The sequence below is a fragment of the Micrococcus sp. 63XJN7_6_ISO-PGPR-S23-444 genome, assembly GCF_058072765.1.
Genome location: NZ_CM176516.1, coordinates 2,158,295 through 2,178,029, shown reverse-complemented (window position 1 = coordinate 2,178,029; position 19,735 = coordinate 2,158,295). Strand labels below are relative to the sequence as shown.

General features: G+C 69.0%; 19 protein-coding genes. 13 read left to right on the top strand and 6 right to left on the bottom strand.

Annotated features, from left to right (window positions below; all coding sequences use genetic code 11):
• The first annotated feature begins 1 nt into the window (after position 1).
• The 5 genes from AC3RJ9_RS09960 to AC3RJ9_RS09940 all read left to right on the top strand — a co-directional run bounded on the left by AC3RJ9_RS09960 (position 2) and on the right by AC3RJ9_RS09940 (position 4,508).
• Positions 2-1,312 (top strand): cystathionine gamma-synthase, encoded by a 1,311-nt coding sequence (locus tag AC3RJ9_RS09960; RefSeq protein ID WP_440315619.1) that lies wholly within the window; start codon positions 2-4, stop codon positions 1,310-1,312.
• A complete protein-coding gene (locus AC3RJ9_RS09955; RefSeq protein WP_127435210.1) occupies positions 1,309-2,355 on the top strand; it encodes a putative oxygenase MesX in 1,047 nt (348 codons plus the stop codon). Before AC3RJ9_RS09960 ends, AC3RJ9_RS09955 begins: the two co-directional genes overlap by 4 nt.
• Positions 2,352-3,383, top strand: a complete 1,032-nt coding sequence (locus AC3RJ9_RS09950) for a methionine synthase (protein WP_206495879.1) — start codon at positions 2,352-2,354, stop codon at positions 3,381-3,383. Before AC3RJ9_RS09955 ends, AC3RJ9_RS09950 begins: the two co-directional genes overlap by 4 nt.
• Positions 3,384-3,578: 195 nt before the next feature.
• Positions 3,579-3,920 carry a luciferase domain-containing protein gene (locus AC3RJ9_RS09945; protein WP_010080039.1) on the top strand — a complete coding sequence of 114 codons (342 nt, stop codon included), beginning with the start codon at positions 3,579-3,581 and terminating at the stop codon, positions 3,918-3,920.
• 75 nt (positions 3,921-3,995) lie between these two features.
• The gene (locus AC3RJ9_RS09940) at positions 3,996-4,508 is read left to right on the top strand and encodes a helix-turn-helix domain-containing protein (RefSeq protein WP_012751105.1); all 513 of its coding nucleotides are present in this window, start codon (positions 3,996-3,998) and stop codon (positions 4,506-4,508) included.
• A 37-nt stretch (positions 4,509-4,545) separates the two neighbouring features.
• Here AC3RJ9_RS09940 and lysE read toward each other — a convergent pair whose 3' ends face one another.
• The gene (lysE, locus tag AC3RJ9_RS09935; RefSeq protein WP_206495880.1) at positions 4,546-5,160 is read right to left on the bottom strand and encodes an L-lysine exporter; all 615 of its coding nucleotides are present in this window, start codon (positions 5,158-5,160) and stop codon (positions 4,546-4,548) included.
• Positions 5,161-5,231: 71 nt separating this feature from the next.
• Here lysE and AC3RJ9_RS09930 point away from each other — a divergent pair, with 71 nt between their 5' ends.
• Positions 5,232-6,107 (top strand): ArgP/LysG family DNA-binding transcriptional regulator, encoded by an 876-nt coding sequence (locus AC3RJ9_RS09930; RefSeq protein ID WP_012751104.1) that lies wholly within the window; start codon positions 5,232-5,234, stop codon positions 6,105-6,107.
• 24 nt (positions 6,108-6,131) lie between these two features.
• Here AC3RJ9_RS09930 and AC3RJ9_RS09925 read toward each other — a convergent pair whose 3' ends face one another.
• Together AC3RJ9_RS09925 and AC3RJ9_RS09920 are read right to left on the bottom strand one after the other, a co-directional pair.
• On the bottom strand, positions 6,132-7,202 hold the full coding sequence (locus AC3RJ9_RS09925) for a GNAT family N-acetyltransferase (protein WP_206495881.1): 1,071 nt from the start codon (positions 7,200-7,202) through the stop codon (positions 6,132-6,134).
• A gap of 139 nt (positions 7,203-7,341) precedes the next feature.
• A complete protein-coding gene (locus tag AC3RJ9_RS09920) occupies positions 7,342-8,589 on the bottom strand; it encodes an IS256 family transposase (RefSeq protein ID WP_011117090.1) in 1,248 nt (415 codons plus the stop codon).
• A gap of 279 nt (positions 8,590-8,868) precedes the next feature.
• On the opposite strand from AC3RJ9_RS09920, the gene AC3RJ9_RS09915 reads away from it, so the two are divergent.
• The 4 genes from AC3RJ9_RS09915 (at position 8,869) to AC3RJ9_RS09900 (ending at position 13,308) form a co-directional block, all read left to right on the top strand.
• Positions 8,869-10,212, top strand: coding sequence for an IS256-like element ISMlu11 family transposase (locus AC3RJ9_RS09915; protein WP_010078807.1), 1,344 nt, complete (start codon positions 8,869-8,871; stop codon positions 10,210-10,212).
• 154 nt (positions 10,213-10,366) lie between these two features.
• Complete coding sequence (locus tag AC3RJ9_RS09910) at positions 10,367-11,629, top strand: IS110 family RNA-guided transposase (protein WP_220482113.1); 1,263 nt, start codon at positions 10,367-10,369, stop codon at positions 11,627-11,629.
• Between the two features lie 303 nt (positions 11,630-11,932).
• Entirely contained in the window at positions 11,933-12,196 is a 264-nt protein-coding gene (locus tag AC3RJ9_RS09905; RefSeq protein ID WP_087114240.1) for a hypothetical protein, read from the top strand.
• On the top strand, positions 12,169-13,308 hold the full coding sequence (locus tag AC3RJ9_RS09900) for an aminotransferase class I/II-fold pyridoxal phosphate-dependent enzyme (protein ID WP_063190184.1): 1,140 nt from the start codon (positions 12,169-12,171) through the stop codon (positions 13,306-13,308). Before AC3RJ9_RS09905 ends, AC3RJ9_RS09900 begins: the two co-directional genes overlap by 28 nt.
• A gap of 56 nt (positions 13,309-13,364) precedes the next feature.
• Here the strand turns inward: AC3RJ9_RS09900 and AC3RJ9_RS09895 are convergent, their stop codons facing one another.
• Positions 13,365-13,985, bottom strand: coding sequence for a TetR/AcrR family transcriptional regulator (locus AC3RJ9_RS09895; protein WP_063190183.1), 621 nt, complete (start codon positions 13,983-13,985; stop codon positions 13,365-13,367).
• A gap of 179 nt (positions 13,986-14,164) precedes the next feature.
• On the opposite strand from AC3RJ9_RS09895, the gene AC3RJ9_RS09890 reads away from it, so the two are divergent.
• From AC3RJ9_RS09890 to AC3RJ9_RS09880, 3 genes are all read left to right on the top strand, one after another.
• Entirely contained in the window at positions 14,165-15,613 is a 1,449-nt protein-coding gene (locus tag AC3RJ9_RS09890) for an MFS transporter (RefSeq protein ID WP_231866355.1), read from the top strand.
• Positions 15,610-16,437 carry an SDR family NAD(P)-dependent oxidoreductase gene (locus AC3RJ9_RS09885; RefSeq protein ID WP_063190181.1) on the top strand — a complete coding sequence of 276 codons (828 nt, stop codon included), beginning with the start codon at positions 15,610-15,612 and terminating at the stop codon, positions 16,435-16,437. Before AC3RJ9_RS09890 ends, AC3RJ9_RS09885 begins: the two co-directional genes overlap by 4 nt.
• Before the next feature lie 116 nt (positions 16,438-16,553).
• Positions 16,554-17,807: an IS256 family transposase gene (locus AC3RJ9_RS09880; protein WP_206495990.1), complete on the top strand. Its 1,254-nt coding sequence runs from the start codon at positions 16,554-16,556 to the stop codon at positions 17,805-17,807.
• 111 nt (positions 17,808-17,918) lie between these two features.
• Here the strand turns inward: AC3RJ9_RS09880 and AC3RJ9_RS09875 are convergent, their stop codons facing one another.
• Together AC3RJ9_RS09875 and AC3RJ9_RS09870 are read right to left on the bottom strand one after the other, a co-directional pair.
• Positions 17,919-19,169, bottom strand: a complete 1,251-nt coding sequence (locus AC3RJ9_RS09875; protein ID WP_206495861.1) for an IS256 family transposase — start codon at positions 19,167-19,169, stop codon at positions 17,919-17,921.
• A 166-nt stretch (positions 19,170-19,335) separates the two neighbouring features.
• The gene (locus tag AC3RJ9_RS09870; protein ID WP_036382791.1) at positions 19,336-19,725 is read right to left on the bottom strand and encodes a heavy metal-responsive transcriptional regulator; all 390 of its coding nucleotides are present in this window, start codon (positions 19,723-19,725) and stop codon (positions 19,336-19,338) included.
• Positions 19,726-19,735 lie beyond the last annotated feature (10 nt).

Sequence of the window (19,735 nt, the reverse complement as noted above, 5' to 3'; positions counted from 1 at the left end):
GATGACCGCCGTCCACCACACCACCCGCTCCGTGTCCCGTCCCGCCGTCCGCGGCTTCACCACCACCGCCGTGCACGCCGGCCAGGAGCCCGACCCGCTGACCGGCGCCGTGGTGCCGCCGATCTACCAGACCAGCACCTTCGTGCAGGACGGCATCAACGTGCTGCGCGCCGGGCACGAGTACAGCCGGGGCTCCAACCCGACCCGGAACGGCTTCGAGACCCAGCTCGCCGCCCTCGAGCACGGCGACCGGGCGTTCGCGTTCGCCTCCGGGCTCGCCGCCGAGGACGCCCTCCTGCGGGCCGTGCTGCGCCCCGGCGACCACATCGTGCTGGGCGGCGACGGCTACGGCGGCACCCACCGCCTCATCACCACCGTCCTCGAGCCGTGGGGTGTGTCCAACACCCCCGTGGACATCACCGACCCGACGGCGGTCGCCGCGGCCGTCCGTCCCGGCCGCACCGCGCTGCTGTGGGTGGAGACGCCCTCCAACCCGCTGCTCGGCATCGCGGACCTGGCCGCCTGGGCGCAGATCGCCCACGACGCCGGCGCGCTGCTGGTCGTGGACAACACGTTCGCCTCGCCCTACCTCCAGCGGCCCCTCGACCTCGGCGCGGACGTCGTGGTGCACTCCACCACCAAGTACATCGGCGGGCACTCGGACGTGCTCGGCGGCGCCGTGGTGGTGGCCGACCGCGAGTTCCGCGGCCGGGCGCTGGCCGAGGCGGTGGCCTACCAGCAGTTCGCCGCCGGTGCGGTCGCCGGCCCGCAGGACTCCTACCTCGCCGCCCGCGGCCTCAAGACGCTCGGCCTGCGCATGGACCGGCACGGCGCCAACGCCGCCGCGCTCGCGGGCTGGCTGCAGGGCCGCCCCGAGGTCGCCCAGGTCTTCTACCCCGGGCTGCCCGACCACCCGGGCCATGCACTCGCCGCGCGGCAGATGGACGGCTTCGGCGGGATCGTCTCCATCCGGTTGGGTGGGGGAGAGGCCGCGGCCCGCGCGTTCGCCGAGGCCACCGAGCTGTTCGCGCTCTCGGTCAGCCTCGGCGGGGTCGAATCGCTGCTCTGCTACTCCTCCGAGATGACCCACGCCTCCGTGCGGGGCACGCCCCTGGCCGTCCCCACGGACCTGGTCCGGCTCTCCGTCGGCATCGAGGACGTGGCCGACCTGCAGGCGGACCTCGAGGCCGGCCTCGAGTGCGCCGCACGCGTCGCCGCCGGCCGCGGGGCGCCGTCGTCGTCCGCGGTGCCCCGTCCCGCCCCCGCCCACCACCGCACCACCCACGCCCGCACCCCGGAGAGGACCCGATGAGCCACGCCACCCTTGTCCCGAGCACCGCGCCCACCCGCGTGGACGACCTGACGTTCAGCATCCACACCACGCCGTTCGACGAGGACTACACGCCCGCCGCCAGCACGCGCGCCACCACGAACTTCGCGAACCTCGCCCGCGGTGCGGACCGGCGGGAGAACCTGCGCGCCGCCCTGGCCATGATCGACGGGCGCCTCAACGACCTCGCCCCCTGGGACAACCCGGAGCGGGACCGCTACACGGCACGGATCGAGATCGTCTCGATCGACGTGCACTTCACCGCCGACGACGGCGCGGATGTCGACTTCCCGCTCATGGAGATGCTCGACGTGCGGGTGGTCGAGCGTGCGACGGGCGCCGTGCTCGGCCGCAGTGTGGGGAACAACTTCTCCTCCTACGTCCGCGACCACGACTTCTCCGTGGTGCTGCCCGCGCACGCGGCGACGTCGCCGGGGACCGAGGAGCCCGACGGCTTCGGCGACCTGCACGGGCGGCTGTTCCAGCACCTGCTCGACTCGCAGGCGTACCGGGAGCGGTTCCCGCAGCCGCCCGTGATCTGCATCAGCGTGTCCACGAGCCGCACCTACCGGCGGCTGACGAACGAGCACCCGGTGCTCGGGGTCGAGTACCGCCAGGACGAGCCCTCCCGCACGGACCGCTACTTCGGCCGGATGGGCCTGGGGATCCGGTGCTTCCTGCCGCGCGGGGCCGTGGCGCCGCTGGCGTTCTACTCGCGGGGAGACCTGCTCAACGACCACGCGAACCTCTCCCTGGCCGGGCTGATCGCCACCATGGAGACCTTCCAGCGGATCTACCGGCCGGAGATCTACAACGCGAACGCCGGGGCCGGCGAGGTCTACCGGCCGCGTCTGGACCACGGCGACTTCTCGCAGACCCGGATCGCCTACGACCGCGAGGAGCGGGCCCGCCTCGGCCGGGAGCAGGGGGAGTACACGCAGGCGCACTTCGTGGGCCCGCACCGCGACCTGCTGGAGCGCTGGGCCGCCGCCCACGCCGCACGAGACACCGAGGAGACCCGATGACCACCCTGATCCCCACCACCCTCGTCGGCAGCCTGCCGAAGCCCGGCTGGCTCGCCGAGGAGGAGACGCTCTGGTCGCCCTGGAAGCTCGAGGGGGAGCAGCTGCGCGAGGGCAAGCTCGACGCGCTCGCCCTCGCCGTGGCCGATCAGGAGCGTGCGGGCATCGACATCGTCTGCGACGGCGAGCAGACCCGCCAGCACTTCGTCACCACGTTCATCGAGCACCTCGGCGGCGTGGACTTCGACCGGCGTGAGACGGTGCGGATCCGCGACCGGTACGACGCGAGCGTGCCGACCGTCGTCGGGGAGGTGGGCCGACCGGCGCCGGTGTTCGTGGACGACGCGAAGGCCCTGCGCGCGCGGACGGACCGGCCCATCAAGTGGACCCTGCCCGGGCCGATGACCATGATCGACACCCTCGCCGACCGCCACTACGGCAGCCGCGAGAAGCTCGCGTGGGAGTTCGCGCGCATCCTCAACGAGGAGGCGCGGGAGCTGGCGGCGGTGGGCGTCGACGTCGTGCAGTTCGACGAGCCCGCGTTCAACGTGTTCTTCGACGACGTCCGCGACTGGGGCGTGGCGACGCTCGAGCGTGCGGCCGAGAGCCTGACGTGTGAGACGGCCGTGCACATCTGCTACGGCTACGGGATCAAGGCGAACAACGACTGGAAGGCCACGCTCGGGGAGGAGTGGCGCCAGTACGAGACGTCGTTCCCCCTGCTGCGCGAGTCCACGATCGACACGATCGCCCTGGAGCGGCACCACTCCCGGGTGCCGGCGGAGCTCATCGGCCTGCTGCGCGGCAAGAAGGTGATGGTCGGCGCGATCGACGTGGCGAGCGACGAGATCGAGACGCCCGAGGAGGTCGCGGCGACCCTCCGGGAGACCCTCGAGTTCGTGGACGCGGACAAGCTGATCGCGAGCACCAACTGCGGCATGGCGCCGCTGGCTCGCTCGGTGGCGCGGGACAAGACGGCGGCGCTCGTGGCCGGTGCCCGGCTCCTCCGGGAGGAGCTGGGCGGGGAGTGAGGGGGCCTGGTGGCCTTGCCTGGCCGGCGGGGCCCCGTCTGGATCGTCTGCATGGATCCTGATGCGAGCCCCCGTGTCCGGCTCACCGCTGACGATCCCCGGCCGGGCGGTCGTCCCGCGACGTCGACCGAGGGGCCCCACCGACAGCTTGATCAGCGATCATCGCCGGAGCTGTGGGGCCGTCTGGTCGCTGCGGTGTTCGCCCTCGACGGCGTCGAGGAGGGCCACAGCACCGTCTCGCCAGCAACGTCGCGCGCCGTCCACCTGACAGGCCGGCCGGAGGAGCGCACCCCGGAGGTCAACCTCTCACCAGGCCGGCGCTGGGAGCCGGTGCACCTGCATGGGGTGGACGACACGTCAGTGCACCTCGTCCTGGCGCCCGAGCGCGGCGTCCGTCTGGCCGAGCTCGGATGGCTCGAACCGCATGGCTACGCGGACTTCGGCACGGAGTGGATGCTCTACGGTCCGCGGGACGAGGCAGAGCTGGCCGTCGTCGTCGGGATCATCGAGGAGTCGCTCGCCTACGCGCGCGGTTGACGCAGCGCCCCGGAGCGGGGAAGCGGACGCGAGAGGAAACTGCGAATTTTTCGTTTTCGCGGGTAGTCTTGTTCCATGACTGCGACGGTGAATGACAAGCACACGGTGCTGCCGCCGACGGACCTCGAGGAGATGCTCGACGTCGGCAGGTTCCTCGACGGCCTGACGCAGCCGGCCGCCCTGGTCGGCCCTGATGGGCAGAAGGTCCCCCTGCCGCCAGAGGCTTTCAACGTCCTGCGGGACGTCGTCGAGGCGATGCGGGTGGGCAAGGCCATCACGGTGGCACCCGTCGACCAGCTGCTCACGACACAGGAGGCGGCGAACTTCCTCGGCATCAGTCGTCCCACGCTGGTGAGGCTGCTCGAGGAGGGCGCGTTGCCGTACGAGAGGACGACCGGTGGTCGGCACCGACGCATCCGGCTCCAAGACGTCGTGTCCTATCAGCAGCGGAAACGCGGGGAGCGGCGTGCCTCGCTGAGCGACCTCGTAGGGGAGGCCTCGCCTGCGGGGCTCTACGACCAGAAGGCGGAGTCCTACCGCGAAGCGTTGCGTCAGGCTCGCGCCGACCTCCGGGGTGAGCGCGGGTAGTGGCTCGTGCCGGAGGCGCGCTCCGGCGTCTGCCGGCTCAGCCCCACACGTCGGAACCGGCGATGAGCCGGACCGCGAGCACCGCCATGACCACCGCGATCACCACGTCCACCACGCGCCACGCCTTCGGGTCGGCGAGCACCCGGGCCAGCAGGCGCGCGCCGTAGCCGAGCGCGGTGAACCACAGGACCGAGGCGGCGACGGCGCCGGCGGCGAAGACCCACCGCGCGTCGGGGCCGTGCTGGTTGGCGAGGCTGCCCAGCAGCACCACGGTGTCCAGGTAGACGTGCGGGTTGAGCCAGGTCAGCGCGAGCGTGGTGGCGATGACCGAACCCGCGGTGCGCGGCGCCTGCTCGGCCATGAGCCCCTGCGGGCGCAGCGCGGCACGCAGGGAGGAGACCGCGAACCAGAGCAGGTACAGGGCGCCGCCCCAGCGCAGCACCTCGAGCAGCCACGGCACGGCCTGCACGAGCGCACCCACCCCGGCGGTCCCGGCCAGGATCAGCACGGCGTCCGAGGCCATGCACACCAGCACGACGGCGCCCACATGCTCCCGGCGCACGCCCTGGCGGAGCACGAAGGCGTTCTGGGCGCCGATGGCGACGATGAGGGTGAGTCCGGTGAGCAGGCCGGTGCCGGCGAGGGTCCACATGGGTGAGGACGCTAGAGCCCGGCCGGGCCTGAGCCAAACGAAGAGAACTGCAGGTGCCTAAGCTCTGCTTCATGAACCTGGATCAGCTGCAGGCGCTACGTGCGATCGCCGACGAGGGCTCGTTCGAAGCGGCCGCGTACGAGCTCGGCGTCAGCGCCTCCGCGGTCAGCCAGCGCATCCGCGCCCTGGAGCGGGAGGTGGGCCAGGTGCTGCTCCGGCGCGGCACACCCTGCGAGCCGACCGAGGCCGGCATCGGCCTGGTGCGCGTGGCCCGGCACATGCGGGTGCTCGAACAGGAGGCGTGGGCCGGGCTGGGCCGCACGGCGGCCGGGCGCAGCGTCACCTCCCTGGCCGTGCCCGCCGACGTGCTGGGCACGTGGTTCGGGCCCGTCCTGGCCGAGGCCGCCGACTGGGACGACACGGTCCTGGACCTGCACGTCGAGGACCAGGACCACAGCGCCCGGCTGCTGCGCCGGGGCGAGGTGCTGGCCGCCGTCACCACGGAGCCGCAGCCGGTGCAGGGGTGTGCGGCGGAGCCGCTGGGGAGCATGCGCTACGTCCCGCTCGCCTCGCCCGCCCTGCTCGCCCGGCACGCGGCGGGCGACGTCGTCGACCTCGGCGCGATGCCCATGATGCGCTACAACGCGAAGGACGACCTGCAGCGCCTCGCGCTGAGCGGCGCCGGGCTGGACGTCGCCCCGCCCACGCACCTGGCGCCGTCGTTCGACGGGTTCCACCGGTCCGTCCGGGCCGGCCTGGGGTGGGGGATGCTCGTGGACGCCCAGGCCGTCGAGGACGTGCGCGCCGGCCGGCTGGTCCGCGTGCCCGGGCTCGACGACGTCCTCGTGCCCCTGTACTGGCAGGCGGCCACACTGCCCGTGACGCGCCTGGTGCGGCTCACGCGGGCGGTGCGGGAGGCGGCCCAGCGGACGCTCGAGCGGGGGTGAGGCGGCGCCGCGGGTCGCGGGCCGTCAGCGACGTCGCAGCGGTGCCGGCGCTTCCATGGACGCCTCGGCCAGCACGGGCCGGAAGCCCAGCGCCTCGTTGACGTCGAGCATGTGCCGGTTCTCCTCGGCGTTCCACGTGATGATCGCGCGGGCCCCGGGCAGCGCGTCGCGCACGGCGATGAGGTTCGCCGCCTTCACGCGCATGCCGAGGCGGTGGCCGCGGTGCTCGGGCAGCACGATGGTGTCCCACTGGTCGATGAGCCCGTCCGGGCGCGAGCGGGGCGCCACCAGCTCGCTCAGGGCAACGATCCGACCGGTGGCGCGGTGCCGCGCCACCGCGCGGAAGAGGCGCCCGGTCGTGAGGATCTGCTCGTCCATGCGACGCACGCGGGCCGCGTCCCACACCTGCTCCACCACGGTGCGTTCCCCGGAGGGCACGTCCGTGGCCATGCGGGCCTTGAGGACGGCGAGGTCGTCCTGCAGGGATGCGTCGGCCGCGCCCTCCCAGGCGTGGAGCTCGTAGTCCGGCGAGACGCGTTCGGCCTCGGCCAGGGCGACGGCGGGGTCGATCCCCGGATCGGCGAAGTCATACCGGCTCACCCGCTCGATCTGGACGAGCGCGAAGCCGTAGGACTGGGCGAGACGCACACCCGGATGTTCGGCGGACACCGCGCCGGCGCCGTTGGGCGGGGTGAGCGTCCGTTGCCCGGCCACCGGCCGCGGCGTCAGCGGCCAGGTCTCGAAACGGGTGAGGCCGGCGGTGTCCAGGACGAGCCGCTCGGCCAGTGCCCGGCCGTGGCCGCGTCCGCGGTGCCGCGGGTGGACGTAGACGTTGAGGGCGGCCGCGTCAGGGTCGTCGACCTGGTTGATCAGGACGCGGGCGTAGCCGACCGCCTCGCCGTCGACGTACGCCAGGTAGCGGCGCAGCGTGTGGTCGGTCTCGGCGGTGGCCTGGATGAGCGCGTCCGTGGGGGTCTCGTCCCACTCGGTCGTGCCGATCAGCTCGTGGTTGTACTCGTCTCCGAGGCGGCAGTAGGCCCGCCAGTGGGGGTCGTCCGACGAGGCGGGCAGGGGGAATTCGATGATGTCAGGCATGCGGTGACTGCTTTCTGAAGAAAGGGGTGGGCGCAGAGGCGCCCGTCGAGCCGTGCTCGAGACGGGCGCGCGGGGAGGCCGGGGTCAAGTCCCTGGAAGTGGTGTAGCCGTCTTCGAGGTTGTAGGGGGCTTGTACCTGTCAGGTCTGCAGGGTCGGCATCACCTCCGTGCTCATCACGGTCTCTTGCTCCGTGGTCAGGGGCTCACGGCACCGGGCGAGCAGTTCCAGGCCGAGATACCGGCGGCCTTCGGCCCACTCATCGGTCTGCTCGGCCAACACAGCCCCGACCAGACGCACCACGGCATCCCGGTTCGGGAAGATCCCCACCGAGTCCGTGCGGCGCCGGATCTCCCGGTTCAGCCGCTCGGCAGGGTTGTTCGACCAGATCTGGGACCACACGTCCCTCGGGAACGAGGTGAACGCGAGGATGTCCTCTCGTGCTGCATCGAGGTGCCCAGCCACCGCGGGCAACCTGTCCTGCACGTAGTCCAACAGGCGCTCGAACTGGGCCTGCACGGCCGGCCCGTCGGGCTGGTCGTACACGCTGTGCAGCATGGCCTTCACCGCCGGCCACATGCTCTTCGGGGTCACGGCCATCAGATTCGCCGCGTAATGGGTGCGGCAGCGTTGCCACACGGCCCCGGGCAGGTTCGCCGCCACGGCTTCCACGAGGCCGCGATGGGAGTCCGAGGTCACCAGTGCCACCCCGGCCAGCCCCCGGGCCACCAGGTCCGCGAAGAACTCGTTCCACGCCGCACCCGTCTCCGTGGTGGCCACCCTCAGCCCGAGGACTTCGCGGCGCCCGTCGGCGTTGACCCCGGTGGCGACCATGGCCACCGCGTTGATCACCCGCCCGCCCTCTCTGACTTTCATGGTCAGGGCGTCGGCGGCGAGGAACACGAACGGGCCGGCCTCGCCCAGCGGCCGGTGACGGAAAGCCTCGATGTGCTCGTCCAACTCCTGTGCCATCCGGCTGACCTGGGACTTCGAGAGCGAGTCGATGCCCAGCTGCCGTACGAGCTTGTCCATGCGCCGGGTCGAGACCCCGGCCAGGTAGCAGTCCGCGACCACGGTGATCAGTGCGGACTCGGCCCGTTTGCGGCGCTCGAGCAGCCATTCGGGGAAGTACGTGCCGGCCCGGAGTTTGGGGATGGCCACATCGATCGTGCCGGCGCGGGTGTCCAGGGGTCGGTGGCGGTAGCCGTTGCGCTGCGCTGTCCGGTGTTCGGAGGGCTTGCCGTACTCGGCCCCGCAGACCGCGTCAGCGTCGGCGGAGAGCAGTGCGTTGATCACGGTCTGCAGCAGGTGGCGCAGCAGGTCTGGGGAGGCCTCCCCGAGAGCTTCGCGCAGCAGGCGTTCAGGGTCGACAATGTGTGGAGCGGTCATCGTGGTGATGTCCTTTCGAGAGTGCTGTGGAAGGTTCGCTCGAAGGCTCCCACGGTGACCGCGTCCGTCTCGAAGATGGTCGTGGCCACCGGGGAGGGTTACACAGAGATGATGGATTCGGCTCCGGCGCCGGCGTGACCCGAAATTACACGGACGCCGTTCGCGGCTGTCTTTTTGTGGATCTGTCCGTCGACGCCGGGGTCGCTGCGGGCCGGGCGGGCAGGGCGTGTCAGATGGTCTGTGTAAGCCGTACCGAGAGGAACGGTAAGAATCATGACCATGACCGACGAGAAGAACCCAGGCGAGCCCTCGGGCCAGGACCTGGTCGAGCAGCTGAAAGCCTCAGGGCAGCTTGATTCCCTATTCGCGCAGATCGACGCGGGCGGCGTCGAGCTCACCGGTGACGGCGGGTTCGTGCCCGCGCTGGTCAAGGCCGCGCTCGAGCGGGGCCTGCAGGCCGAGCTGACCAGCCATCTGGGCTACGAGAAGGGCTCGAGCGAGGCGCCGAAGCACGCCAACTCCCGCAACGGGACCACCCCGAAGACCGTGGAGTCCGAGGTCGGGCCGATCGAGCTGGACGTCCCGCGAGACCGGGGCGGGTCGTTCACCCCGCGCCTGGTGCCCAAGGGCCAGCGGCGCCTCGGGGGCCTGGATGACATGATCATCAGCCTCTATGCCGGCGGAATGACGATCCGGGACATCCAGCACCACCTGGCCTCCACGATCGGCACGGACCTGTCGCACGAGACGATCTCCAACATCACCGACGCCGTGAGCGAAGAGGTCCTGGCGTGGCAGTCGCGGCCGCTGGAGGAGTTCTATCCGGTGATCTATCTCGACGCAATCCGGATCAAGATCCGAGAGAACAGCCAGGTCCTCAACCGTGCCGCCTACATCGCCGTCGGCGTGGACCTCGAGGGCATCAAGCACGTGCTGGGGATCTGGGTCCAGGACACCGAGGGCTCGGCGTTCTGGGCCCACGTCTGCGCCGATCTCGCCAACCGGGGCGTGCAGGACGTGCTGATCGTGTGCTGCGACGGGCTCAAGGGCCTGCCGGAGGCGATCGAGGCGACGTGGCCGGACTCGATGGTCCAGACCTGCGTGGTTCACCTGATCCGGGCCGCGATGCGGTTCGTGGCCTACCAGGACCGCAAGAAGGTCGCCGCCGCGCTGAAGCCGATCTACACTGCCCCCAACGAAGAGACCGCGAGGAAGGCGCTGGCCGAGTTCGAGGCCTCCGAGCTCGGCACGAAGTACCCGTCTGCAGCCGCGACCTGGGCGAACTCCTGGGAGCGGTTCATCCCGTTCCTGCAGTTCCCACCCATGCTCCGCAAGGTCATCTACACGACCAACAGCATCGAGTCGCTGAACTTCCAGCTACGGAAGGTGACCAAGAACCGCGGCCACTTCCCCTCGACCGAGGCGGCGGTGAAGCTGCTCTGGCTGGCGATCTGCAACATCGAAGACAAACGCGCCGCCGAACGCGCTCGGGACCGGGGCAAACCCGCCGGCCAGCGCAAAGCCCAGGGCCGGCTCGTCGAAGGCCAGGCCGTCACGAACTGGAAGCAGGCCCTCGCCCAGCTCGCCGCGGCCTACCCCGACCGGATCAACCCCTACCTGTGACCACCCCGCTTACACAGACAAGTTGACACGCCCGGCGGGCACATGACTTGATAGGAGCCTGACCGGAAAGTCGTCTCACCTTTGTGCTGTCTGCACTCACCCGACCCGCGGTGACGTTCATCACCATTGGAAGGGAATCCCGTCAATGACGAGCATGACACTCGACCCGCCGCTGACCAACCCGTTGCCACCAGGCTCCGAGTTGGTCGCCGGGGTCGACACGCACAAGAAAACGCATCACGTCGCGATCCTCGATCTCGTGGGCCGACCTGTCGCGGACCGAGAGTTCCGTGCCGACGGTCGCGGTTACGCGCAGATCGTCGCGTTCCTCCACGCGCACGGTGATGTCGTCCGTATCGGGGTGGAGGGAACGGGGTCGTACGGGGCTGGCCTCGCACGCGCGCTGACCACGGCGGGGCTGACCGTCATCGAAGTCGCGCGACAGGACCGGCAAGCCCGCCGTCGTCGCGGCAAGTCCGACCCCCTCGACGCCCACCAGGCAGCGGTCGCTGTCCTCGCAGGAACGGACACCGCGATCCCAAAGTCTGGTGATGGCGCGGTCGAGTCGATGCGGATCCTCCTCGCAGAGCGGCGCTCGGCGGCCAAGGCCAGAGCGCAAGTGATGAACCAGATCCACGCGCTGCTGATCACCGCACCCGAGCTCGTGCGACAGGCGTTCCGCGCTCTCAGCGGGCAGCGTCTGGTGAACACGCTCGCCAAGACTCGGCCCGGAACAATCACGTCCCCCGATCCCGCGGTCGTCGCCCGGCAGACACTGCGACGGTTCGCGGTCCGACACCTCACGATGCAAGCCGAGATCGACCTGATAGAACAACAGTTGGAGATGCTCGTCCGGCAGGTCAACCCCACGCTGCTGTCCCTGAGCGGAGTCGGTCCTGTCACCGCAGCGACGCTCCTGGTCGCCGCCGGCGACAACCCCGAGCGGCTCGGAACCCGCGCCAGCTTCGCCGCTCTCGCCGGTGTCGCCCCGATCCCCGCCTCCTCCGGACAACGCACACGGCATCGACTCTCTCGCGGCGGGAACCGGCACGCGAACGCCGCGCTGCACCGGATTGTGCTGTTGCGCATGCGGCATCGCGAGCCTCGGACGATGGCCTACTTCGAGAGGCGTCGTTCGGAGCAACTCACCGACCGTGACATCATGCGCTGCCTCAAACGACACGTCGCGAACGAGATCTATGCCGCTCTGCTCAATCCCGCCACCGACAATCCCGTCGGGCGCGAACTCCGAGCACGCCGACAAGCGAAAGGCATCCCGATCAGCGTTCTCGCCGCCACTCTCGGCGTCCCCTACCAGCGGCTCCGACGACTCGAGATCGGCACTCGCGCCGACCCTGAACTCGAGGCCCGAGCGACCGCCATCCTGGAGCAGATCAGCCCGCCACTGGCCGCTTGACAGCAATAGGAGCATCCACTATCCGGGACTCAACTGAGGCCGGTGGTGGGTCGTCCGACCCACGGGGTCACTGCTGCTGCATCATGGGGTGAACTGTGTCACGACGCGGATCGGTGGGCAAGGGCCTTTGCTGTCGAGATGCAGGCAAAGTTCCCCACGACGCGCGGGGAACTCTTCGCATATCGGGCTCTTCCGAGTTCCGGTGGGGGTGAGCGGCGCGCCGGTGTCGTGATGCCCGGGTGAGAGGGGTCGAGGCCTCCAAGATCGGGAGCGACCAAGCACCCTGTCCGGAAGGCCTCGACGTTGTCTGAGCCTACGGCGCACATCGCTGCGCGCTGCCATGACCACACCGACTACTGCTCGCGTTGCGACCTGCTCGTCGGGCTCGGCGAGCTGCACGTGATCGCCGTCGAGTTCGACCACGACATCGGGCTGCTCACGGTGCGGGTCGAGTCGCCCAGGACCCCGATGGGTTGCCCGACGTGCGGTGTCATTGCGGGCAGCCACGGCCGCCGTGACGTGGTGCTGGTCGATGCGCCGTGCTCGACAGTGCCACATCGGCGGTGATCACGGGCGAAGCCCGCGACCTGGTGAACTTCGCCAGTTGCAGCTTCTTGAACATGCACAATCACCCCGATGTGCTGGAGACCTTCGTGACGCAGGCTCCGCGCTTCGGGCTCGCGACCGGCGGGTCCCGAATGATCCAGGGGAAGCTGCGGCCGCACGTCGAACTCGAGGAGGCTCTGGCTGAAGCCACCGGGAAGGAGGCCGTCATCACGTTCGCCTCCGGCCTGCTGGCCAACGTCGGGTTCGTTCACGCCATGAGCCGGTCGATGACCATCGGCGGGGATCTGTCGTGGAACGTCGATGACATCGTGTTCCTGCTCGATCACGACAGTCACTGGAGCATGTGGAAGGCCGTGGAGGGTCTGAAGTTCGGTGAGCGAGTGCTGGCGTTCAAGCACAATGATCTGGACTCCTTGGAGCGCAGGCTCCAGGGCTTGAACGGCCGTCGGGCGGTGATCATGTTTGAGTCGATCTACTCCGACGACGGCAGCATCGCGCCTGTACGCGGCATCGTCGACCTGGCGCGCAAGTATGACGCGCTGACCTTCGTAGATGATGCCAACGGCTTCCTCGTCTATGGGCCCGAGCGGTTCCGGTTCGCCGAGGAGTTCGCCGCGTTGAAGGATGTCACCTTCCACATGGTGTCGCTGTCCAAGGCGGTCGGACTGGAAGGCGGTGCGATCGCCGGCCCTGCCGAATACATCGCGGTTTTCGAGTGGCTGGCCGGAACCTCGTCGTTCACCGCGACGATGCTTCCACCGCAGGCGGCAGCCGCCGTGCGGGCGATGGCGCTCATCCGCGACGATTCCTCGATCCTCGATCGCTTCCACTCCATCGTCGATCACTTCCGTGCGGCATTGTCAGAGGCAGGCTTCGAGCTCAACCCGACGCCGGCCTACATCACCACTACCCGGATCGGTGCTGAGAGCGATGCGGAGCAGGTGCGCGAGCGTGCTCACGACGCGGGATACCTCGTGCCCGTCTTCCGATACCCGGCCGTCAAGCGCGGGCGCGCCGGTCTCCGGTTGATGCCCAATATCGACCACACCGAGGAGCACATCGCTGGCTTCGCGGCGACGTTGCGGGGCATACGCGATGCGGTTGGGTTCTGATGCGCCCAGAACGTGGCCCTGGCGATGCACCCTTCCGGGGCCGCTTCCATATGCGCCTACTGCGAGGACGAGGCGTAGGAGGCGAACACGGCGGCGAACTGGTCCAGGCTTCGCCGGGCGATCGTCCCGTCTCCGTGAGTAAGCCACGCGGTCGTCACCCCCGAAAGCGCGGCAAGGATCAACTCGGCAAGGTCGTCGGCGGGGATGGTGAACTCGACGCCGAGCTGCGTCTGGAACTGCTGGAGATGGTGAGCGATCTTGTCGCGGTAGGCACCGTGCTCCCACTGCGGCAGACCTCGTAGTTCCTCGTCGCGCAAGGCGTAGTTCGTCAGCTCTGAGAGCACGAGCTGATGCCCGGCGTCCTTCTCCAGGCTAGTCCAGTATTCGGCGAACAGGTCGCGGAATCCGTCTTCGGGGTCGGTCGTTGGGCCGAGCTTGCCCCATGCCGCCTCCAGGGGGGCGTTGAAGTCGGCTTCGATGAGGGCTGCGAAAAGCTCGTACTTGGAGCGGAAGCAGTAGTGGAACACGCCATGGGCCATCCCCGCTTCCTGGCAGATCGCGCGCGTCGATGCGGCGGCGATCCCCTCGCGTTTCATGACCGTCATCGCCGCGTCCATGAGCAGGCGCCTGCGCACATCGGCGCTGATCTGCGGCCTCGGCTGTTTCTCCTCGGGCATGGGGTAAAACTATCACACATGCCTTGGGCGCTTGCCTTGGGCAGTTGACCAACCTATGATCGGAGGCACCGTTCCCGATGAGAGGAGACCCTGTGTCCACCGGTCCGAACACTGCTCCACCCCGTGCGACGCCCCGGTCCTGGGTGGCGCTGGGGCTGCTGACGATCCCGGTGCTCCTGATGAGCATCGACCTCACGGTCCTCGCTGTGGCCGTCCCGGAACTCAGCGAGGATTTGGCCCCGTCAGCAAGTCAGCTGCTGTGGATCGTCGACATCTACGGCATCTTCCTCGCCGGGCTGCTCATCCTGATGGGCTCGCTCGGGGACCGCATCGGGCGGCGACGGCTTCTCCTGATTGGCTCACTGCTGTTCGGTGCCGCTTCGGCGATCGCCGCGTTCTCCACCAGCCCTGAGATGCTCATCGCCGCTCGGGCCTTGCTCGGCATCGGCGGCGCGACGCTCATGCCCTCAACCCTGTCGTTGATCCGCAACATCTTCGCTGATCCTGATCAGCGCAGGCGGGCGATCTCGGTGTGGGCGGCAGCGTTCGCCGGAGGTGCCGGGCTCGGACCGGTCGTGGGTGGAGCCATCCTGGAGCACTTCGAATGGGGGGCAGTGTTCCTCATCAACGTGCCGCTGATGATCGTGCTCCTCATTGCCGGTCCATTCCTGCTTCCCGAGTCCAAGGACTCCCGCCCTGGCCGGTTCGATCTCGCCTCGGCGGCACTACTGATCGTCTCCGTGCTCGCGTTCGTCTACGGACTCAAGCACGCCGCCGAGTACGAATGGGGCTGGTCCGCCATCGCGTTCCTGGCTATCGGCATCGTAGGCGGCACCTGGTTCACGTTCCGGCAGCGACGTCTGGCCAACCCCCTGGTCGACGTCACGCTCTTTCGCTCACTGCCCTTCTCCGTGGCGGTACTGGCCAACATTGCCGGCGTGTTCGCGTTGGTCACCGTGCTGTACTTCTTCCCCCAGTACATCCAGCTCGTCCTCGAAAAGACTCCTCTGCAAGCGGGTCTGTGGGCTCTGCCTATCGCGTTCGGCGCGATCCTCGGCGCGATCCTCGCCCCGATCCTCGCTCGGAAGATCCCGATCGGCTGGCTCATCGGCATCGGCCTAATCATCGCCGCAGCCGGTTACGCGGTGCTGGCAGGCCTCGGGGTCGACGAGATGATGGCCCTGGCGTTTACCGGTGGAGCCCTGATCGGTGGCGGAGTCGGCCTGGCCGACACGCTCACCAACGATGTCATCATCGCGACCGCTCCACCCAATCGTGCCGCTGCCGCCGCAGGGATCAGCGAGACCGCATACGAGCTCGGTGGCGCTATGGGCATCGCGATCCTCGGCAGCTTCGGCACGTCCATCTACCGCGACAGGGTCGAATCCTACGCAGCCGGCCTTCCCGAGGAAGCGGTCGATGCCGCGAAGGAGACACTCGGGGGTGCCCACATGGTTGCCGGGGAACTGCCCGGCGAGGCCGCGGGAGGGTTCATCGCGAGGGTCAACGATGCCTTCACCACGGCCATGACCGACACCTTCATCGTCGGCAGCGCGATCCTGGCCGTCACCGCGATCACCGCTGTCCTCGTGCTGCGCACCCGGCGCGCCCGGAAGGACGCGCCATGAGCACCCAGCAGCCGGACACTATCCCTGTCGTCCTGGTCACGGGTGCCACTGGGGGTCTCGGTGCCGCCTTCGCCGAGTACTTCGCGAGCCGGGGATGGGCGATCGTCCTGTCTGCCCGCAACTGTGAGGCGCTGGACCGCCTCGCGCAGAAGCTCAGGGCTGACCACGGTGCACGAGTCGAGGTCGTGGCCGCAGACCTCACCACGAGCGACGGGATCGCGATGCTCACGGGATACTGCACAACCCATCGAGTCGATGCGGTGATCAACAATGCAGGCGCGGCCCATACTCGACCGTTCGCCGCCTTGCCACGTGAGGTCATCGAGCAGGAGATCCTACTCAACTTCCATGCCCAGGTCATGATCACCCACGCCGTTCTCGCCCAGATGACACAGCGCGGGCGTGGCTGGATCGTGCTCGTCGCCTCCTTGGCCGGGCTGATCCCTGCCGATGACGACTCCGGATACGTCGCGGCCAAGGCGGGCTTGATCGGCCTGGCCGAATCACTGCACTACCAACTCAGCAACACCGGGGTGCAAGTGACCGCCCTGTGCCCGGGGTTCGTGCGCACGAACATCTACCGAGCCGCCGGTGACCATGACCCCGATCTCCCGGCGTGGATGTGGTCGACTCCCGAGCGCACGGTCACGCACGGGATGCGACGGTTGATCCGCACGCGGAAAGCAATCGTCGTTCCCGAACGACATGACAGGCTTCTCCTGGCCGGATGGCGTCTCCTCCCCAAAGCACTGCGGACGCGAACCGCGCAGGCCATGTACGAACCCACGCGGATACCAGTGGCGACGGAGACACCACCGAGTTGAGTCCCGCATAGTGGTGTAGCGCCCGGTGGTCGGGCACGTCGTTCCAGACGTGGACGCGGCCACCGTGTGATCCTTCGAGTCAACCTCTCACAGAATCCTCGAATGGAGTCATCACGATGACCGCTCCTCATATTCTCGACCCTGCCGGCCTGCTGGGCGAAGCCCTGTCCGAGGCCTCCCCGGACATGATGCGCCACCTGCTGCAGACGATGATCAACACCCTGCTCTGCGCTGACGCCGATGCGGTGGTCGGCGCCGAATGGGGCAAACCCTCCCGTGACCGCACGGCCCAGCGCAATGGGTACCGGCACCGGGACCTGGACACCCGGGTCGGCACCGTGGACGTGGCCATCCCGAAGCTGCGCTCGGGCACCTACTTCCCGGAATGGCTGCTCGAGCGGCGCAAGCGGGCCGAATCGGCGCTGATCACCGTGGTCGCAGACTGCTACCTGGCCGGTGTCTCTACCCGGCGGATGGACAAGCTGGTCAAGACCTTGGGCATCAATGCCCTGTCGAAGTCCCAGGTGTCCCGGATGGCCGCGGACCTCGATGAGCAGGTGGAGGCCTTCCGCCACCGGCCGCTCGGGGAGGCGGGACCGTTCACGTTCGTTGCCGCGGACGCGTTGACGATGAAGGTGCGTGAGGGCGGGCGTGTGGTCAACGCGGTGGTGCTCATCGCCACCGGGGTCAACGGCGACGGCCACCGCGAAGTGTTGGGCCTGCGGGTGGCCACCAGCGAGACCGGGGCGGCGTGGAACGAGTTCTTCGCCGACTTGGTCGCCCGGGGCCTGGCCGGGGTCCGGCTGGTCACCTCTGATGCCCACCCCGGGCTCAAGGACGCCATCGCCGCGAACCTGCCCGGTGCGGTGTGGCAACGCTGCCGCACCCACTACGCGGCGAACCTGATGGGCATCACCCCGAAGAGCATGTGGCCGGCGGTGAAGGCCATGCTCCACTCGGTCTACGACCAGCCCGATGCCGCCAGCGTCAACGCCCAGTTCGACCGGCTGCTGGACTACGTGAGCGAGAAACTGCCGGTGGTGGCCGAGCACCTCGATGCTGCCCGGGCCGACATCCTGGCGTTCACCACATTCCCCAAGGACGTCTGGACCCAGATCTGGTCGAACAACCCGGCCGAGCGGCTCAACCGCGAGATCCGCCGCCGCACCGACGCGGTGGGCATCTTCCCCAACCGGGCGGCCATCGTACGACTGGTGGGCGCGGTGCTGGCCGAGCAGACAGACGAGTGGGCCGAGGGCCGTCGCTACCTCGGCCTGGAGGTCCTGGCCCGCTGCCGACTCACCACCGTCAGCAACACGGGAAGCGAGGTGAACCCCGACACCGCGCCCGCCCTCGAGTTCAGCGCCTGACAACCCCAACGAAGGAATCAGCCGCTACACCACTTCATGGGGCTTGACCGTTCCCGGTCAAGTCCCTGGAAGTGGTGTAACCGTCTTCGAGGCGGTGGGGGCTTGAGTCGGTCAGGTCTCCAAGGTCGGCATCACCTCCGTGCCCAGGATGGTCGTGGATGTCGTGTCCGCATCCAGACCTGAGCAGCGGGCCAGCAGCTCGAGTCCGAGGTACCGGCGGCCCTCTGCCCACTCATCCGTCTGCTCGGCCAACACCGCCCCGACCAACCGGATGACGGCCTCTCGGTTGGGGAAGATCCCCACGGAGTCCGTGCGGCGCCGGATCTCCCGATTGAGGCGCTTGGCAGGGTTGTTGGACCAGATTTGGGACCAAACGTCCTTGGGGAAGCCGGTGAACGCGAGGATGTCCTCCCGTGCGGCGTCGAGGTGGGCGGTCACCGCGGGCAACCTGTCCTGCACGTAGTCCAGGAGCCGGTCGAACTGGGCGTGCACCGCGGGCCCGTCGGGCTGGTCGTAGACGCTGTGAAGCATGGCCTTCACCGCCGGCCACATGGACTTCGGAGTCACGGCCATCAGGTTGGCCGCGTAGTGCGTGCGGCAGCGCTGCCAGACCGCTCCGGGCAGGTTCGCCGCCACTGCTTCCACGAGGCCTCGGTGGGAGTCCGAGGTGACGAGCTTGACCCCTGTCAGGCCGCGGGCCACCAGGTCCGCGAAGAACTCGTTCCACGCCGCCCCTGACTCCGTGGTGGCCACGCGCAGCCCAAGGACCTCGCGGCGCCCGTCGGCGTTGACGCCGGTGGCGACCATGGCCACCGCGTTGATCACCCGACCACCCTCGCGAACCTTCATGGTCAGGGCGTCCGCGGCGAGGAACACGAACGGGCCGGTATCGCTCAGGGGCCGGTGCCGGAAGGCTTCGATGTGCTCATCCAGCTCGGTGGCCATGCGGCTGACCTGGGACTTCGAGAGCGAGTCGATGCCGAGCTGTCGCACGAGTTTGTCCATGCGGCGGGTTGAGACCCCGGCCAGGTAGCAGTCAGCGACCACCGTGATCAACGCGGACTCGGCTCTCTTCCGGCGTTCCAGGAGCCAATCAGGGAAGTACGTACCGGCCCGGAGTTTCGGGATGGCCACGTCGATGGTGCCGGCGCGGGTGTCGAGGGGTCGGTGGCGGTAGCCGTTGCGCTGGGTGGTGCGGGACTCGGAGGCGGTGCCGTACTCGGCCCCGCAGACCGCGTCGGCGTCGGCGCTGAGCAGGGCGTTGATGATGGTCTGGAGCAGGTGACGCAGCAGATCTGGTGAGGCTTCGCCGAGGGCTTCGCGCAACAGGCGTTCAGGGTCGACAATGTGAGGAGCGGTCATCGTGGTGATGTCCCTTTCGAGAGTGCTCTGGAAGGTTCGCTCGAAGGCTCCCACGGTGACCGCGTCCGTGCAGGGGACGGTGTCGGTGACCGGGGAGGGTTACACCACTATCAGGGACTCAACTAGTGGGCCGCCATGCGCTGCCACGGGCCCGTGAACTTCGGTGTCACAGGTAGCGGCAGACATCCTCGGGGGAGCACGTGGCCGGGTCGCCGGCGGCGGCGTCCTCGCGCAGGTCGGCGATCGTGGTGCGTAGCTGCGCGAGCTCGGCGAGTTGCCGGTCGATCACATCAAGGCGGGTGTCGAGCAGGTCGGTGACGTGCCGGCAGGGGGCCTGCCCCCGGTCGCGGATGTCCAGCACCTGACCGATCTGGGCCAGGGTCAGCCCGGCCGCTTGCCCCCGGCGGATGAAGTCCAGCCGGTCGAGCACCTCGGCGCCGTAGTCCCGGTAGCCCGCCGGGGTGCGGTCCGCGGCGGGTAGCAGCCCGACCTCCTCGTAGTACCGCAGGGTCTTGCTCGTCGTGCCCGACGCCCGAGCCACCTCACCGATCCGCATGCCACTCATT

Bases quoted from the DNA above. Each gene is read 5' to 3' on its own strand.
- AC3RJ9_RS09910 (WP_220482113.1), top strand. From the start codon at position 10,367: ATGACACTCGACCCGCCGCTGACCAACCCGTTGCCACCAGGCTCCGAG.
- AC3RJ9_RS09870 (WP_036382791.1), bottom strand. From the start codon at position 19,725: ATGCGGATCGGTGAGGTGGCTCGGGCGTCGGGCACGACGAGCAAGACC.
- AC3RJ9_RS09920 (WP_011117090.1), bottom strand. From the start codon at position 8,589: ATGACCGCTCCACACATTGTCGACCCTGAACGCCTGCTGCGCGAAGCT.
- AC3RJ9_RS09950 (WP_206495879.1), top strand. From the start codon at position 2,352: ATGACCACCCTGATCCCCACCACCCTCGTCGGCAGCCTGCCGAAGCCC.
- AC3RJ9_RS09880 (WP_206495990.1), top strand. From the start codon at position 16,554: ATGACCGCTCCTCATATTCTCGACCCTGCCGGCCTGCTGGGCGAAGCC.
- AC3RJ9_RS09930 (WP_012751104.1), top strand. From the start codon at position 5,232: ATGAACCTGGATCAGCTGCAGGCGCTACGTGCGATCGCCGACGAGGGC.
- AC3RJ9_RS09955 (WP_127435210.1), top strand. From the start codon at position 1,309: ATGAGCCACGCCACCCTTGTCCCGAGCACCGCGCCCACCCGCGTGGAC.
- AC3RJ9_RS09885 (WP_063190181.1), top strand. From the start codon at position 15,610: ATGAGCACCCAGCAGCCGGACACTATCCCTGTCGTCCTGGTCACGGGT.
- AC3RJ9_RS09960 (WP_440315619.1), top strand. From the start codon at position 2: ATGACCGCCGTCCACCACACCACCCGCTCCGTGTCCCGTCCCGCCGTC.
- lysE (WP_206495880.1), bottom strand. From the start codon at position 5,160: ATGTGGACCCTCGCCGGCACCGGCCTGCTCACCGGACTCACCCTCATC.
- AC3RJ9_RS09895 (WP_063190183.1), bottom strand. From the start codon at position 13,985: ATGCCCGAGGAGAAACAGCCGAGGCCGCAGATCAGCGCCGATGTGCGC.
- AC3RJ9_RS09875 (WP_206495861.1), bottom strand. From the start codon at position 19,169: ATGACCGCTCCTCACATTGTCGACCCTGAACGCCTGTTGCGCGAAGCC.
- AC3RJ9_RS09940 (WP_012751105.1), top strand. From the start codon at position 3,996: ATGACTGCGACGGTGAATGACAAGCACACGGTGCTGCCGCCGACGGAC.
- AC3RJ9_RS09925 (WP_206495881.1), bottom strand. From the start codon at position 7,202: ATGCCTGACATCATCGAATTCCCCCTGCCCGCCTCGTCGGACGACCCC.
- AC3RJ9_RS09890 (WP_231866355.1), top strand. From the start codon at position 14,165: ATGAGCATCGACCTCACGGTCCTCGCTGTGGCCGTCCCGGAACTCAGC.
- AC3RJ9_RS09915 (WP_010078807.1), top strand. From the start codon at position 8,869: ATGACCGACGAGAAGAACCCAGGCGAGCCCTCGGGCCAGGACCTGGTC.